We start from the raw sequence: 16,918 nt of genomic DNA, 5'->3' as shown, positions 1-16,918 counted from the left end.
TATACTGTACCACGTTTTCAAATAATGGCTAGTCTGTACATTCAACTTTTGCTGCCAATTCATTCATTTCTTTTATATGCTTTCTTGCATCGAGCATACTCTTTGTTTTGCCGAAGTGAAAGAAAATGACATCGCCGTCCGCATATTCTTTATGCCGGCCGGTTCTTCCTGCAATTTGAACAAGTGCGCTTTCCGTAAAGATAGGTGATTCCGCTCCTAGTACACCCGTTTGCACCTTGGGGACTGTGACGCCTCTTTCCAGTATTGTTGTTGTGATTAATAGATCGAGCTGACCATCTCTGAATTGCTGCACTTTCTCCTTTCTATGCTTGTCTTCCGCGTGCACAGATGCGGTTCGGCAATGAACACCTCTAAAGCACGCAGCAGCCTTTTCCAGAATAGAAACGGAAGGAACGAATAAAAAAACAGGCCTCCCTTCTTTTACATGAAACTCTATCCATCTTTTCACCGCTGGCGGAATTTTATTTCGGTTTAATTTCTTCTTCCAGTTTCCACACCATACAAAGCGCGGTTCGGGTAAAGGTTTCCGGTGGTGTCTTGCGGGGATGCGAACTGAATGTAACTGTCCGTTCAGTGCTTTTCTTTTTAATTCTTTAGGAGGTGTTGCACTTAAATAAACGAGGGTGCTGTTTTTCTTTCTTGCTTTTTGAACAGCGAATTGAAGGGTTTGATCAGCAGAATATGGGAAAGCGTCAACTTCATCAATGATCATAACATCGATTGCATCTTTATATCGCAAAAGCTGATGCGTAGTGGAAATCATAAGCGGAGATAGCCGCCCTTTGTCATCGCTTCCTCCGTAAAGCGCTGAAATGTCAGCACCCTGAAAGGCAGCCTTGAGCCTTGGAGCAAGCTCTAATACAACATCGGTGCGAGGTGTTGCAATACATACACGCAGTCCTTGATTTAACGCTGATTCTATACCAGGAAACAGCATTTCTGTTTTGCCAGCGCCGCAAACCGCCCAGATGAGGAGCTCTTCTTTTTTTGATATTGCTTCAATTAAAACATTGGCGGCTTTTTGCTGTCCGCTTGAAAGCTTGCCGTCCCATGTCAGTTTAATTGACTGCCAGTTTGGTTCATTTTCCTCTTCCCATGAATATAAAGGAACCTCCTCACTCACTCTGCCCATCATGACACAGGAACGGCAATACAGCTTATTCTTTCCAGATGAGTGATAAAAAGAATAATACCGCTGATCAGTTTGGCCGCACCTATTACATCTATATCCCCGTTTATTTATGGATATAGAATTTTCAGCAGTGATATATCCATTCTTGATATGCCATTCAATCATCTCATCGGAAAATGAGAGCTCAGTCCTGAGCAAATGACGGCTTCGAAGCGTCTGCTGCAATTCTCTAGAAAAGGAACTGTTTTTTTCAACTGGCACATTCACATAGCACGCCTCCTTTCGAGACAGTATGCCTGAATGAATATTTTCTGTCCAACTATTAAAATAAGAATATAAAAAAATCTCCGCTCTAAAAACGGAGATTTAGCCTTATTTAAAACACCAGCAAATTCCTAACGCACCTTCACCCAAATGAGTGCCGATTACCGCGCCAAAATAGCTGTTATAAAATTCAACATGAGGATATTTTGCAGAAAGCTCTTCAATGATTTTCGCTGCTTCTTCCTCTCGATTAGCGTGGATAACAGCAGCTCGCATAGGCAACCCTTTACTCGCATCTTCGTCTAAAAGCTCATAAATTCGCGAAATTGCTTTTTTACGTGTGCGAATCTTCTCAAAAGGCACAATTACCTTATTGTCAAAATGAAGGATAGGCTTTACCTTTAGAAGACTACCAATGAAGGCTTGGGCGCTGCTTAATCGCCCGCCGCGCTGAAGATGAGCTAAGTCATCTACCATAAAATAAGCACGAACTGTTTTTTTCATTTCTTCCAGTTCTTTTATAATATCTTCCGGCGATGATGCTCCGTTTTTGATTAATTCAGCAGCTTTAAGGGCATAAAAGCCTTGAGCCAAGCAACTGATCTCTGAGTCAAATGGATACACATCAATATTGTCGACCATCGAATCAGCCGCTGCTGCACTGCTGAATGTTCCGCTGATCCCGCTGGAAAGATGGATACTGATAACCGCATCATAAGACTTGCCAAGCTCTTCATATAGCGCAACCAACTCGCCGATTGGCGGCTGAGAAGTCGTCGGGAGCTCATTATGTTTTTTCACTTCTTCGTAAAAGCTTTTCCAGTCCAACTCAATTTCTTCACGGTAAGTCTCCTCCCCAAAAACAACCTGGAGAGGGATCATATGTATCTGATGTTGTTCACGCATTTCTTTCGGAATATATGCCGTGCTGTCTGTTACGACTGCAATATTCATAGCTTCGATACCTGCCTTATTGCTTTATAACTATATTGTAAGGGAAACGGCAGCCTAAAAAAAGACCTGCCTAGAAAAAGGCAAGTCTCCTATTATACTATCTCATTTCTACCCAGCCATTTTTAATGGCGACCACAACGGCTTGCGTCCGGTCGTTTACATTCATTTTTTGTAAAATATTGCTGACATGGTTTTTAACGGTTTTCTCACTGATAAACAATGATTCACCAATTCCGCGGTTGCTTTTTCCGTCTGCAAGCATCTGCAGAACTTCACATTCCCGCCTAGTTAAAATATGTAATGGTCTGCGGATTTCAGGGTAAACCTCATGTTGAGGGTGTGCAGAAACTCCGCTTGTTGCAAGGCGGCGGAATTCGTTAACGAGGTTGTGAGTAACCTTCGGATGAAGGTAAGATCCGCCCTCAGCCACTACTTTAACCGCTTCAATTAATGTATCAGCATCCATCTCTTTCAGCAGATAACCTCTTGCACCTGTTTTCAGGGCATGTGTTACATAATTTTCGTCATCGTGAATTGATAGAATAATTACTTTAGATTCAGGATACAGCTCTACAAGCTGTTTTGTAGCTTCCACACCATTTACGTTTGGCATATTGATATCCATGATCACAACATCAGGATGATAGTGCTCAACAATACGAGCCGCTTCGTCTCCGTCATCACCTTCGGCTACCACTTCAAAGGTAGGTTCAAAATCCAATATCCGTTTAACACCTTCACGAAATAACTGATGGTCGTCGATAATAACAATGTTTACTTTAGTCACAAGCCACGCCTCCTTGTATTATTGTTCTATATACTCTAGCATTCGGTCAATATGCCTTTTGGCTCTATTTTACAAATCATAGTCAAAGAGATAACGGAACCTTAATCATAATAAATGTCCCAAGACCTATTTTCGAATCTATTGTCATCGTTCCTTCCAATAAATCTACTCTTTCTTTCATGCCCAGCAAGCCGAATGATTTGTTTTTCTTCTCTTTCGCTTCCTTCAGGTCGAACCCTTTACCGTTATCTTTTATCATTAAAATCACAAAATCCTTTGTGATCTCAACTTTGACTGTAATTTCTTCAGATTCAGAATGCTTTAGCGCATTAGACACAGCTTCCTGTGCGAGCCTGAAGAGCGCAACCTCAAACTGAGGCGCTAGCCTCTGATCCTCTGTTTCTCCAATGCACTGAAAATGTATTTTGACCTTCCCGTTATATTCCTCGGTTGTATATAAATATTTTCTTAAAGTTGGAATCAGGCCTAGGTCATCAAGGGCCATCGGTCTTAAATCATATATAATCCTTCTCACTTCGTAAAGGGCATTCCGAACATTTTGGCGTAGATTTTTAATTTCTTGGAATCCGTCCTCTGCGCCCCGGTCACGGAAAATCCGCTCGATTAATTCCGATCTCATCATAACATTCGCCAGCATTTGAGCGGGTCCGTCATGGATTTCTCTTGAGACTCTTTTTCGCTCTTCTTCCTGCGCTTCAATAATTCTTAAGCCGAAATCCTGTTTTGCCTGAGCATCAGCAAGAAGCAGTCCAACTTCGCGCAAATCCTGATTCAAGTAGTTGAGCACAACTGTAATTTGGCTTACTAATGATTCTGACCGCTCAATGATTTCCTGAAGCCCTAGCAATCTGCGCTCCAAATCGTCCCGCCGTTCGCGCAATTGCTTCTCACGCTGCTGGATCATCGTCAATTCTACCTGCAGCTTATGGGCTTTTTCATAAGCATTGCGGATTTCCTCTTCACTGAATCTATGAAAATTACGGCTGACCTCGGATAAACGGTTTCTCGCATGGCGGGTTTGCACTTCAAGTTTATCGCCAAGCTCGATCACTTCATACACCTGCTGTTTAATTTGTTTCAGTTCTTCGACCAGCTGTTCATACTGCTGGCGTGACTGCTCCCCGATTTGAAAAACTTCGTCCTTGCTCCCGTCAACGGTTTTCAGCATCTTCATCAAAATAGAATCCAGCACTTTGGAATCCATCTTTGTTTTATTCATAATTTCCCTCCGTCACGGCGTTGTCATATATTTTTATTATAAATGTAATTGATCTGCAAATTATGTCGAATTATAATGAAAGAATGCGTATATTCTAGAAAAAAACATTTTTATATACTATCTACTCTTTATGATACCAAAATACGCACAAAAATTCTAAAGACTGTACGAATTTGTATAGGCAGTCTTTTATGCTTAGCAGGAGGGTCAGCTAGCATGCTGCACAGCTATTTTACTGTGAAAGAAGCAGGAGAACACGAGATTGTTATAGAAAAATCGCGTTTTATCTGTCATTTAAGCCGTGTTTCTACCGAACAAGAGGCACAGGAATTTATACAGAAAATAAAGAAACAGCACTGGAATGCGACTCATAATTGCTCGGCTTATGTTATTGGCGAGAATGATCATATCCAAAAAGCCAATGATGACGGGGAACCAAGCGGTACAGCGGGAGTGCCGATGCTCGAGGTTTTAAAAAAACGCAGGCTGAAGGATACTTGCGCCGTCGTTACACGCTACTTCGGAGGCATTAAGCTTGGTGCTGGCGGATTAATTCGCGCTTATGGGAAATCAGTGTCTGAAGGATTAAATCATATAGGTGTTGTAGAACGGAAGCTTATGCGAATCATGCATACTTCTGCAGATTACACATGGCTTGGCAAGATTGAAAATGAATTAAGGGAGTCACAATTTCTGTTAAAGGAAATCCATTATTCAGAAAATGTTGAATTCGAAACATACGTCGAAGAAAAAGAAACAAACGCTTTTTCTGAATGGATGACAGAACTGACAAATGGAAAGAGTGATATTAAAGAGGGAGAGTTGACGTATCTTGAAAAAGCCGTCAATCACATAAAGGAGACTGAATAATGGCTGAACGCGTTAGAGTGCGTGTGCGAAAAAAGAAAAAGAGCAAACGCAGGAAAATTTTAAAAAGAATTATGTTATTGTTCGCCCTTGCACTATTGGTAGTTGTAGGGCTTGGCGGGTATAAACTTTATAAAACAATTAACGCTGCGGATGAATCGTACGATGCCCTATCCCGCGGGAATAAATCAAATCTTCGCAACGAAGTTGTAGACATGAAGAAAAAACCGTTTTCTATTTTATTTATGGGAATAGAGGATTACGCGACTAAAGGACAAAAAGGGAGATCAGACTCTCTTATTGTTGTTACCCTGGATCCCAAAAATAAAACCATGAAAATGCTGAGCATTCCGCGTGACACACGTGTGCAATTAGCTGGTGACACAACGGGAAGCAAGACGAAGATCAATGCCGCTTACAGCAAAGGCGGTAAAGATGAGACAGTTGAAACTGTTGAAAACTTCTTGCAAATCCCGATTGATAAATATGTCACAGTTGATTTTGACGGATTTAAAGATGTGATTAATGAAGTCGGCGGTATTGATGTAGACGTGCCTTTCGATTTCGATGAAAAAAGTGATGTAGACGAAAGCAAACGGATTTACTTCAAAAAAGGCGAGATGCATTTGAACGGCGAAGAAGCCTTAGCATATGCCCGGATGAGAAAACAGGATAAACGCGGAGACTTTGGCCGTAATGACAGACAAAAACAAATCTTAAACGCGCTGATTGACCGAATGTCAAGTGCAAGCAACATTGCTAAAATTGATAAAATCGCAGAAAAAGCCAGCGAAAACGTTGAAACCAATATTCGCATTACTGAAGGTTTAGCGCTTCAGCAGATTTACAGCGGCTTTACCAGCAAAAAAATCGACACATTGAGCATTACAGGTTCTGATTTGTATTTAGGGCCTAACAACACATATTACTTTGAACCTGATGCTACAAATCTCGAGAAAGTCAGAAAAACGCTTCAAGAGCATTTAGATTATTCTCCTGATACAAGCACTGGCACTTCCGGTACCGGAAGTGCCACAGACGGGACTGACAGCTCAAGCAGTTCTGGCAGCACTGGCACAACAACTGACGGGACGACGAGCGGAAACAGCTATTCGAATGACAGCAGCACAAGCTCAAACAACAGTACAACGAATTCAACAACTGATTCATCCTATTAAAAAATGCCCGGTCCTTTTAGAGGATCGGGCATTTTTGCGCAGAAAAAAACTCCGGCATAAGCCGGAATTTTTAATTCCTTTTCACCAGCCGTTTATAAAACTTTGTAAACGGCTTAAATTTTTCATTCACGAGTCCTGTCACTTCTGCTATGATTTGCATAAAAATAATTAAAATGAAGATAATAAACAAAGAAAGCCAAATTGTGGCACTTTTAAGTACAATCGCACTGATACTGAAAATAAATCCAATTAAATAAATAACTAAGACCGACATCCGATGTGAAAGGCCAAAGGCCATCAGTCTATGGTGAATATGCGACTTATCCGGCGCTGAAATCGGCTGTTTGTTTAATATTCTTCTGATGATAGCAAATGTTGTATCAAAAATCGGTACGCCTAATATAATAATCGGGATAACGATACTGAACAATGTGACACTTTTATACAGGCCTAATAATGAAAGAATCGAAATACTATACCCTAAAAAAAGTGATCCCGTATCTCCCATAAAGATTTTTGCCGGGTGGAAGTTGTAAAACAAAAACCCCAGCGTGCTGGCAATAACGACTAATGAGAGTGACAGAATGAGCACTTTTCCACCGGATAGCGCCATGACAGCGATCGTTGACAGGCCGATAACAGAAAGACCGGCAGCAAGGCCATCCAATCCATCAATCAGGTTAATTGCGTTCGTGATGCCGACAATCCATAATACCGTCAGCGGATAAGCCATCCATCCTAACTCAAATCGTTCTGTTAAAAAAGGTACTGAGAAAAAGTCCATTTTTAAGCCAGTGCTTACAATCATAATGGCTACACCTAATTGAATCAAAAACTTAACTTTTGCACTTAATTGATATTTATCGTCAAGAATACCTAACACAATAATGATGAATGCTCCGACTGTAATTGCCGTCATCCTTGTTTCTGTGTAAATACCGGATGCAAGCACGCCTGCAACCACCCCGATAAATATGGCCAGCCCGCCCATGCGGGGCATGATTTTGTCATGTACTTTTCGATTGCTGGGCTGGTCAACTGCACCTATTTTAATCGCAATCCTTTTTACGATTGGGGTCATGATTAAAACTGTCAGCAGCGAGACAATAAACGCAACAACAATGCGAATCATGCGTTCGTCAAGCATAAAGAAGTCTCCTTTGGAATTAAATGAAGTCTTTATTTATATAGAGAACCGTTCCTTCCATTATACCTTCTCCTTAGTTATTATAACAAGCTTCATCAAAAAGAAACACGTATAATCAAAAAACGCGCATCCCAATTTATAGGACTACGCATGTTTTTGAATCCCTGTATATTTCATAATTTGTGTAAATAAGCAATTCCAATCTTGTGTGCGAGCGATGTTTCGGCGCATTTCTTTATAGGTTTCGTCTCCGTTTTGTTCGAGAACTTTTTCACAAGCTGCTATAAAATCAATTGGATGATCACCTTCTACATATTCGTATACATACGGCTTTTGCATTTTTGAGGTTGACGGAAGATTAGAGCCGACGACAGGTTTTCCTGCCGCTAAAAATTCAAATAGTTTCAGCGGAAACACAGCTTGATTATACGATGATTTTTTATAAGGCATGATGCCAATGTCGATAAGCTCCATAAAATGCGGAACTTCTTTCGGATCTGCCGGGCCGGTCCATATGACATTTGGAAGCCTCAGCAGCTCTTGAAACGAAACGTCACCATTGGTGGCATCCGGGCCAACCCATAAAAATGTCCAATCAGGCTTTTGCAGGGCGGCTTCTTCAATCATTTTAAAATCGAGCTTCGGTTTAATTCCGCCGATAAAACCTAACACTGTTCCTTCTCTCCCCTGCAGTATACTGCGATCGGGAGCTTGTTTGTTTGCAGAAAACAGCTCATACTCCACACCGTTTTCCACAGTATGAACCTTTTCTCGTCCTGCAGTCAGTTTTTTGTCTACTTCCTTGTGAAGATAATCTGATGAACAGGTTATTGAATCTGCTCGTTGTATAATTCTCAGCTCTGCCGATTTAATGACTTTTCGCCGGAATTCAGACAGCAGATTTGATCGGCCGCTGATCGGCGCCGCCCATAAGTCACTGCAGTCATAAATGACCTGATCCCAAGGATACAGCGAAGACAGCAGCGGGAATCCCGGAAACGTGTACCATAAACAGCAGCGTTCACCGTTTGCAGAAGCAGATGTAAGCTCATCGAGTAATGGGGAGAGCTTATGTCTGTAAAAGACATCTGTATATCGTCCGAAACGAAACATTTTTTTCTGCAGCAGGTCTTTGACAGCGAATTGCCTGATGCCAGAATGGACTTCCTGAAACTCTTTCCCTTGGGCACGCGGAGCCGGACATACCCAAATAACTTCCTTCGTTTCCTCCTGAGCAGCTAAAAATTCTGCCAGCCGGTGCCTTCTGTATCTCAATTGGTCTTTTCCCCATTCAGCAGTGGCAACGATGACATGAATGATTGCTTCTTTTGTTTCCACCTTCATCACCTTTTCTCTCTGTTTGCGGCTATAATCTTTTTTTCACCGCGTTTTTTGCATATTGAACAAAACACCATGTTGCTTTCATAAAATGAAGCCGTTCGATCTCCCTGTAGACAAACCACGTTTTTTTCGCAGCCTTCCATTTGTTGCTGGAAATTGAGTTATTGACAAGCCGATATTCAGCCAGGCATTCATTCATTCCATAGGCAGTAAATCCTTTTTTTAAAAGAGACAGCCATGTGGCTAAGTCCTGTCTCGTTCTGATATTCGGCATTTGGATCTGTCCCGTTTGCTCCCTGTCAATCATCACCGTCAAGCAGCCGATAATTGTATTTTTCAGGGCGTCATCGTACGTCAGGCTTTCCGGCGCATGAATAAATTTATCGAGTGGGGTCCCGTCCTGCGCCATTAAGCTGTAGCCCGTGAAAGAAAACGCACAGGAGCGCTCCATCATAAACTCAAGCTGCTTTTCCAGTTTGTCTTTTTTCCATTTGTCATCACTGTCCAAAAATGCTACGTAGCGCCCTTGAGCGCGTTCCAACGCTTTGTTGCGAGCAACCGCAGCTCCGGAGTTCTCTTCCAGATACACCACATGAATTCTTTCGTCTATTTTTTCATACTGCTGTAAAATGTCGCGGGTCCCATCCGTTGAGCAATCATCCACGATAATCATTTCCCAATGAGGATGGCTCTGATCTAATACCGAATGAACCGTGTCTTCAATATAGTCACGCGCATTATAGGAAGGTGTAATGACAGATACGAGAGGTTTCCAATTGGTCATGATCACATCTCCATCGTATGATTTTAAAAGGATTCTCTGAAAAATTCAGGAATGACAACGAACATAAAGGCAATCGTAAGGCCAATCATAACGCCGAGAACTGCTTTCTTTTTCGGAGACATTCCGCCGCCTGCTGTCTCACTTACGGTTTCGGAATCAGTAACACTTGCCGCTTTCAGGTTAAGCTGTGTGTTTTTGAGCTCATATAAAAATCTCTCTTTATCCACTTTGGAATCCTCGCTCACCGACTCGCCTTCAAGCGCGTCTATGCTGCTGCGGATGACGGCTTCTCTTTCTGCATACAGCTTTTGATCATTTTTGAGGAAGGTGGAGGATATGGCGTTTAAGACAGATTCCGTTCTATCCTTATCCTCGTCGCTATAGCTTAAAGTCAGTAACGATTTGGATTCCGTTTTGATGGTAAGCTTCTCTTTGATCTCTGCTACATCTTCATCCTTTTCATCAGGAAGCGCCTCCTTCAAAAAAGAGTCGCTCTTAAGCAGAAGCGGAATCTCTTCTGTGCTGTTATAAACCGGATGATCATAGCTTCCCACAGCCAAAGTATCTTCAGCTGTATAGCTCTTTTGATCAGCGATCTGTGACGGCAGGATATACCCCGCCGCACCTAATATAATTGGCACCGCTACGATCCAAATGATATTTTTTTTTATGCGACGGGCTATTCTTATCAATATATCGTTCATATAAGTCTCCCTGCTTTTTGTAGTCTGTTTATCTGTACATCGGCTCAGGCATTTGTCTGGATCGCCTTAACACATTCACGGCGGCGATGACGAGCGCCATAAACACCCAATGGAAAAATAAATTTGAAACAGAGCTTGGGCTGATACTTGATACCAGGAAACTGACCATAGCGGTAATAAGTCCTTCTGTGATCAGTTTTGACTGATTTTCTAATTTTCTTTCATAAAACTTGTAAAGCACCCATATGAGGTAGGCATAAACGGACAGATATCCCAGCATGATGAACAAGCCAAAATTAGCAAGAATTTCAACAAGCCAGTTATGCACCTCTGCCACATTGTCAGTATCATATACAGCATAATGCTCAAGATAATAGGATACATTTCCTGCCCCGACTCCGAATCCGTATGAATCAAGGAAAAAATGCCAAGCGTTTTTCAGCAGATTTGCCCGAGCCACATTTGATGGAAGCCTGTCATGAAATGAATGCAGCGTCTGCGGGGCCAGAAACAGCTCCCAAAACTTTGAATAGATTTTGCTGGCGAAAAGAACTGCGAAAAGAGCAATTCCCGCCGCCGACAGCCATATAGCCATTTTCTTTAAAACAGGCGGCAATACAATGAAGATGTAGACAGCAATACCTGCAAAAATACCCAGAAGGCTGGCTCTTGAACCAGTGGCAAAAATTAAATACAACGCACAGAGCGAGAGCACAAGGCCAATTGCCTTGATGTATCCATTCTTAATGTTTTTCATCATCGTGATGTAAAAAAAGAAGCTGATGGATAAAAAGGTCGCAAAGTCATTTTGATTAAAAAAGACCGATGTCGGATAATGCTGCTTATACTCCGGTCCGCTGTACAATGTGGAACTCGCAAGATGATGGTGGGTGATATGATTGTAAAAACCAATGATCATCAGAAATACCGTCATCACCAGCCAAATGGCATAAACAATCATCAGCCGCTCCATTTTTTGCACGTACATGACAATAAGATAAATGAAGAAAATTCCCATTGCCAATAAGGCTAAATACTTGAGGCCAACTGTTACCGACTTGGCCCACAGCAGAGAAACAAGGCCATATATAAACCAAAAGGCGAAAAAGAGTAAAATCCCTTTTACTTGCAGCCCATGCCATCTTTCAATATGGGTTCGATTCCGAACCATGCCGAAAATATGAAGGCAACCCGCTGCAATGAGCAGAAGCCGGTAAAGGAACAAACTGAAAAATCCAAGATGAATAGCGAAAAATGCATTATTTAAAAAAGTGCAGGCGATCAAAATATAGATTACAGCCATAAAGAGCCGTTCTTTTGTTGTAAATGCGGTTGCAAGCGTCAGTAAAAACAGGCCAATTGCCAACACCGCAAGCACAGCAGCCATCTGCATGAAACCTATATCTTTATGGATGGCTCCCAGCAATAGGACGACTCCAAATATAGCAGCGGCCAGTAACGCTAGCGTATGGACCGCTGATCGTTTGATACTCACATGTTTAACCCCTTTCCTGATGTTTCAGGAGCCGGCGGCCGAGCCTAGCAGCCGGCAGCTTCAACCAAGTAACACTTTTTCTTTTTATAAATTGACGCTTCCCAAGTCTTTAGCCAATTCTTCAAGCGGCAAGCCCGGAAAATACTTGTCAGAAGGTTCCGTTCCCCGAACAACGGGACGGCCGATAGAGTGATAAATGTATCCGGCTGCCTGCATCTCTTCAAGTGAAAATAAATTTCTGCCGTCGATGATGACTGGCTGTTTTAAGAGGGTTTTCACTTTTACAAGCTCCATTTCTTTCACTTCCGGCCAATCCGTTAAAATCAGGCATGCATCAGTGTCTTCAATCGCAGCATACACATCTGTGTAATACTCGACCTGTTCGCCAAGGATCGCTGAAGCTTCAGGAATAGCAATCGGATCGTATGCTTTTACATGGGCGCCCAGCTGCTGCAGCATTGGGATAATATCAAGCGCTGGAGCGGATCTCACATCGTTCGTATTCGGTTTGAAGGCTAATCCCAGGACTGAAATGGTTCTCCCTTTGACGCTTCCCATAACAGTCAAAAGTTTATCTACAATATGAACACGCTGCTTTTCGTTCGTTTCAATGACAGCTTCGATGAGCTTGAATGGATAGCCTGCCGATTTTGCGATTTGAAGCAACGCGGTTGTATCCTTTGGAAAACATGAACCGCCGAATCCAATACCCGCTTTAAGGAACTTTCTGCCGATACGGCTGTCAAGACCAACACCATCAGCAACTTTTGAAACGTCTGCGCCGACTCGCTCACAAATGTTTGCGATATCGTTGATAAAGGAAATCTTTGTCGCCAGAAATGCATTCGCGGCGTATTTAATCATTTCTGCACTTTCTAGGTTTGTTTTAATGACAGGAGCATGGAATGGCTGATGAAGTTCCTCAATGATGGCAGCGGCTTTATGACTTGTTGAACCAATCACGGCACGCTCCATATTCATCGTGTCATGAATCGCTGACCCTTCCCGAAGGAATTCAGGGTTAGATACAACATCAAATGAGTATCTCCCCTTTGAGGCTTTTTGAACGATAGATTGCACCAGTTTCCCTGTTCCAACCGGGACTGTGCTTTTATTTACGATCACTTTGTAGCCGTTAAGATGCTCACCGATTGTTTTCGCCGCCGCTTTGACGTACGTTAAATCAGCTTCACCTGTTTTGGACATAGGCGTTCCGACTGCAATATAAATAATATCTGAGGCCCGAATGGCGGACGGGATATCGTTCGTAAAGGTCAGGCGCTGATCCAGCACATTTTTTTCAACTAAGTCTGCAAGCCCTGGTTCATAGATTGGGATTACCCCATTTTTCAGGCTTCTGATTTTTGATTCATCGATATCACAGCAAACAACTTTATTGCCGATCTCCGCAAAGCAAGTGCCTGATACGAGTCCTACATAACCTGTTCCAATGACAGCTATTTTTTTCACAGCGCTCAACCCTCTCCTGTAAAATGATCTTCCTATTTATAATGGTCGCAGTGTCTTACGATTAAACGGACGTTTTCGTGACCGTCTGATACTGATGATGCAAGGCCTTGGCGTTTTTTCCTGCGTCAAATTGAGCCTGCACGGTTTCATACAAGTCATCTGCTACTTCCGGCTTCCATATTTGCTCATGTTCGTACCGAGTGATCGCTTCCGCCAAGGCTTGAGCGGATTTCGGTTTAATCAGCAGATGTTGGTGCTTTCCGAATAAAGACGACACTCCGCCAACATCCGTACAAATAACAGGAACCCTTAGCGCCAGCGCCTCAATCACAACAGTCGGCATCCCCTCACTGTAAGAAGGAAGTACAAATAGATCTGCCGCAAGTAAATAGTCTCTTACCTGATGATTCGGCACTTGGCCTGTGACGATATGCCCCTTCTGCGTCAGCGTCGATTTTGCGGGACCATCCCCGACAAAGACTGCCTTAGGAGAGTCCTGCAGCGATTCGATCGCTTCAGACAGTTCAAAAATGCCTTTCTCTCTGACCAGCCGGCCGACATAGACAGCCAGACGCTGATCGAGCGGGAGTCCGAGTCTTTTTCTGATTTCCTCTTTCGTCTCCTCATTCTCCTGAAAACGGCTGAGCTGTATGCCGATTGGCAAAACCGAGCTGTCAAAGCCCGAAAGCTTTTTGGCTTCTTCCTGAAGCTTGTGGCTGACTGCTAAAACAACTGACGCAGAACCTACGGCACGCTTGAAGGCTTTAAACGCTCCTTTGCTGTAATGCGGATAGACATTCACATCACTGCCATGCAAGGTCAGGACATAAGGAATTTGCGCTGACTTTGACACGACTGCCGCAGCCCCGCCCGATGGCATGGCAAAATGCGCATGGATCAGATCCGGATATAGGTCGCGCTGTTTCATGGTTTTTAAAACGGCTGATGCGATTCTCCGATGAGGCTGCGCCCACTTCAGCTGGCCGGGAACTGCCCGATAGAAAGGCCGGTAAACCGGTATTCCCTTTCTAATCTCATACTCCGGTCTGGCATCCTTTTTTCGATATGTCTTTTTCAGCATGCGGACAGGTGCTGAATGAAAAGGCCGTGGGCATATCACAGTGATATCAAGCCCGAGTTTTTGCAGCTCTTGCACCTGTGTCTCATGAAACACACCCTCTCCGGGTTTCATACTGCTCGGATATACGCTTGTGATCCACAAAATCTTCATGACAAACGTCCTTTTCTTAGTAGTTTGCTTTTTGTTTGAGGGTACGCTTTTACCAAAAGAAAGAGATAGCACAGCGCCCCGGCCGCAACTGAAATGACCAGCCGCATTTCTGCCTGCATACTGAAGTGTTCGGTACTGAGGCTTACACCAAACGCGATGATGCCCATCGCCGCAGTAATCAGAAATGGCTTCATAATCGACTGGAAATAAGCCGAAAGGTTAAGCTTGATGACATATGCCAAAAGCCAGCGCCCGATCAGGAAATTAACAACGCTGATAATGGCATACACCCATGCGACTGTCAGCAGGCTTCCCGTCTGTACAGCTGCAAAGAGTGATAATCCGTACAGCAGCAGGACGCCGGAATCCCAATAAAACGATAAGTCTGCTCTTCCTTTAGCCAGCAACACAGATCCATTTGGATTCATGAGCACTCTTAGTATTCCGACAATCGCCAGAACATTTAGGATCGGAACAGCAGCAAGCCATTTTTCTCCGAAAACCGCTGTGATAAAGGCGTCTGACACAGATACGAGCCCGATTAACAGCGGAAACGAAACAAGCGCCAGCATTTTTGTCATATTCAGAAAGCCTTCTCTGATCACGCTGTTTTCATATTTGTTTTTTGCGAAAACAGGGAATGCCACCCGTGTGACAATCGGATTGATCTTCAAAACCGGAATGGTGACAATCTGATAAGCGAGGTTATAAATCCCCAATGCTTCAGCACCAATAAACCGGCCGATCAAAATCATGTCGATATTTGCTCCCAGCCTGTTCACAAGACGGGATGAAAGCTGAAAGGCTCCAAAAGAAAAGAAATCCTTCATGCCTCTCAAATCAAAAACAAAAGCAGGATGCCACTTTTTTCGGTATACTGCCCAATATAAAATCCCTTTACTGGACTGCAGCAGGACTTGAGAAATCACGTACGCCAAAATCGCATCCATCATAAAAACCGCTATCGCTAAATATCCGAATGACAATACATTTGAAAAAATCTCTATTTTGCTTAACGTATTAAAATGCAGCTGCTTTTGCAGCATATACTGATATTGCTGTCCAATTGGCGCGATCAAAAACATAATCGCCAGAATCCGAACCAAAAACACCAGCTCTTCTCTTTGATAAAATCCCGCAATGACAGGACTGCTCACATATAAAAGAACAAACAGCAAAACGCCCGTCATAATGTTAAGCCAATACAATGTTGACAGCTGGCGCTCCGTCGCGTCGTCTCTCTGAATTAATGCTGCGCCAAAACCCATATCGAGCACAATCTGGGCGAAAACTGTAACCGTTGTAATCATGCCGACAAGCCCAAATTCTGTTAAGGTCATCATATTTCCAAGCAGGGCAAACTGAACAATTTGTATGATTGTAATACACATGGTTGAAATACTTGTCCACTTTGCACCGCTCATGATTTGTTTTGTAATACTTGGCATCATATTCCCTACTTCTTTTTAAGCTCAGATTGATGGTGAATAATGGCATTCTGTTTTATCTTGCACCATCACCCGTCCAAACTACTTTACAAGTTTTTAACATAATTTTTAATTCTAAAGTGAAAGTCAGATTGCGAATGTAATATAAATCAAATATCAGCTTTTCCTTCGGCGTCATATCGTAACCGCCGTTCACCTGAGCCCAGCCGCTCAATCCCGGTTTAACAGCCAGACGCTGTGTAAAGCCTGGAATCTCATTCTGGAATTTTTCCGTGAATACGGGCCGTTCCGGACGAGGGCCTATCATACTCATATCGCCTTTCAGCACATTAAACAGCTGAGGAAGCTCGTCAATTCTCGTTCTTCTGATAAAAGCTCCGATCCTTGTCACCCGCGGATCTTGCTTCTGTGCCCAAACCGCCCCAGACTTCTCGGCATCTATTTTCATGGAACGAAGCTTATAAAGCTTAAATGGTTTCCCGCCTTTCCCTACGCGTTCCTGCGTATAAATGGCAGGCCCCGGCGTCTCCAAACAAATCAATATTGAAAATACCGCAATCATTGGCAGCGCAATCGCCAACCCAATGAGCGCAAACCAAATATCCATTACGCGCTTTATTGCCAAATAACGAGCCGTCTTTTCAGATAATGTAAAAGAATGTATTTGCTGAACTGAGAATTCACGACTCACATTCATGCTTTTCTCTGCACTCACTGACACACACCTCACGATTTGTTTGGGATGTTATGATGACCTATGCCAGTCAGTTTAGCAGACGGATGTTAATTGGATGTAAATGGTATGTTAAGAAGTGTGAATTACGTGTTTTTTCTGATAAATGTTGTTAATACTCT

15 protein-coding genes are annotated in these 16,918 nt (G+C 43.0%); 2 read left to right on the top strand and 13 right to left on the bottom strand.

The genetic code is table 11. From position 1 onward, the window contains the following. Nucleotides 1-28: 28 nt before the first annotated feature. The 4 genes from comFA to degS all read right to left on the bottom strand — a co-directional run bounded on the left by comFA (nt 29) and on the right by degS (nt 4,398). Nucleotides 29-1,420, bottom strand: coding sequence for an ATP-dependent helicase ComFA (gene comFA / locus NYE22_RS02760; protein ID WP_014481052.1), 1,392 nt, complete (start codon nt 1,418-1,420; stop codon nt 29-31). A 105-nt stretch (nt 1,421-1,525) separates the two neighbouring features. Continuing rightward, the gene (locus tag NYE22_RS02755; RefSeq protein ID WP_003227986.1) at nt 1,526-2,371 is read right to left on the bottom strand and encodes a DegV family protein; all 846 of its coding nucleotides are present in this window, start codon (nt 2,369-2,371) and stop codon (nt 1,526-1,528) included. A gap of 97 nt (nt 2,372-2,468) precedes the next feature. Beyond that, nucleotides 2,469-3,158, bottom strand: a complete 690-nt coding sequence (gene degU, locus NYE22_RS02750) for a two-component system response regulator DegU (protein WP_003219701.1) — start codon at nt 3,156-3,158, stop codon at nt 2,469-2,471. 82 nt (nt 3,159-3,240) lie between these two features. After that, entirely contained in the window at nt 3,241-4,398 is a 1,158-nt protein-coding gene (gene degS / locus NYE22_RS02745; RefSeq protein ID WP_003227983.1) for a two-component sensor histidine kinase DegS, read from the bottom strand. 216 nt (nt 4,399-4,614) lie between these two features. Here degS and NYE22_RS02740 point away from each other — a divergent pair, with 216 nt between their 5' ends. Both NYE22_RS02740 and tagV read left to right on the top strand, forming a co-directional pair. Then, nucleotides 4,615-5,268, top strand: coding sequence for a YigZ family protein (locus NYE22_RS02740; RefSeq protein WP_003227979.1), 654 nt, complete (start codon nt 4,615-4,617; stop codon nt 5,266-5,268). Beyond that, nucleotides 5,268-6,443, top strand: coding sequence for a polyisoprenyl-teichoic acid--peptidoglycan teichoic acid transferase TagV (tagV, locus tag NYE22_RS02735; protein ID WP_161986328.1), 1,176 nt, complete (start codon nt 5,268-5,270; stop codon nt 6,441-6,443). Before NYE22_RS02740 ends, tagV begins: the two co-directional genes overlap by 1 nt. 70 nt (nt 6,444-6,513) lie before the next feature. Here tagV and NYE22_RS02730 read toward each other — a convergent pair whose 3' ends face one another. The 9 genes from NYE22_RS02730 to NYE22_RS02690 form a co-directional block, all read right to left on the bottom strand. After that, nucleotides 6,514-7,590 carry an MraY family glycosyltransferase gene (locus tag NYE22_RS02730; RefSeq protein WP_032726968.1) on the bottom strand — a complete coding sequence of 359 codons (1,077 nt, stop codon included), beginning with the start codon at nt 7,588-7,590 and terminating at the stop codon, nt 6,514-6,516. Nucleotides 7,591-7,734: 144 nt separating this feature from the next. Next, nucleotides 7,735-8,928, bottom strand: a complete 1,194-nt coding sequence (locus NYE22_RS02725; RefSeq protein WP_080332566.1) for a glycosyltransferase family 1 protein — start codon at nt 8,926-8,928, stop codon at nt 7,735-7,737. 28 nt (nt 8,929-8,956) lie between these two features. After that, nucleotides 8,957-9,715 carry a glycosyltransferase family 2 protein gene (locus NYE22_RS02720; RefSeq protein ID WP_003242619.1) on the bottom strand — a complete coding sequence of 253 codons (759 nt, stop codon included), beginning with the start codon at nt 9,713-9,715 and terminating at the stop codon, nt 8,957-8,959. Nucleotides 9,716-9,738: 23 nt separating this feature from the next. After that, a complete protein-coding gene (locus NYE22_RS02715; RefSeq protein WP_072173455.1) occupies nt 9,739-10,419 on the bottom strand; it encodes a Wzz/FepE/Etk N-terminal domain-containing protein in 681 nt (226 codons plus the stop codon). Nucleotides 10,420-10,447: 28 nt separating this feature from the next. Next, nucleotides 10,448-11,914, bottom strand: coding sequence for a teichuronic acid biosynthesis protein TuaE (tuaE, locus tag NYE22_RS02710; RefSeq protein WP_032726971.1), 1,467 nt, complete (start codon nt 11,912-11,914; stop codon nt 10,448-10,450). An 84-nt stretch (nt 11,915-11,998) separates the two neighbouring features. Continuing rightward, entirely contained in the window at nt 11,999-13,384 is a 1,386-nt protein-coding gene (tuaD, locus tag NYE22_RS02705; RefSeq protein ID WP_032727104.1) for a UDP-glucose 6-dehydrogenase TuaD, read from the bottom strand. A gap of 61 nt (nt 13,385-13,445) precedes the next feature. Then, nucleotides 13,446-14,615 carry a glycosyltransferase family 4 protein gene (locus NYE22_RS02700; protein WP_070547874.1) on the bottom strand — a complete coding sequence of 390 codons (1,170 nt, stop codon included), beginning with the start codon at nt 14,613-14,615 and terminating at the stop codon, nt 13,446-13,448. Beyond that, nucleotides 14,612-16,063 (bottom strand): MOP flippase family protein, encoded by a 1,452-nt coding sequence (locus NYE22_RS02695; RefSeq protein WP_286317791.1) that lies wholly within the window; start codon nt 16,061-16,063, stop codon nt 14,612-14,614. Before NYE22_RS02695 ends, NYE22_RS02700 begins: the two co-directional genes overlap by 4 nt. Before the next feature lie 55 nt (nt 16,064-16,118). Then, nucleotides 16,119-16,778, bottom strand: a complete 660-nt coding sequence (locus NYE22_RS02690; RefSeq protein WP_003242561.1) for a sugar transferase — start codon at nt 16,776-16,778, stop codon at nt 16,119-16,121. Nucleotides 16,779-16,918: the final 140 nt, after the last annotated feature.

The sequence above is a fragment of the Bacillus sp. FSL K6-1560 genome, assembly GCF_038592935.1.
Lineage (GTDB): Bacteria > Bacillota > Bacilli > Bacillales > Bacillaceae > Bacillus > Bacillus subtilis.
This window is presented reverse-complemented; position numbering and strand designations above follow the sequence as displayed.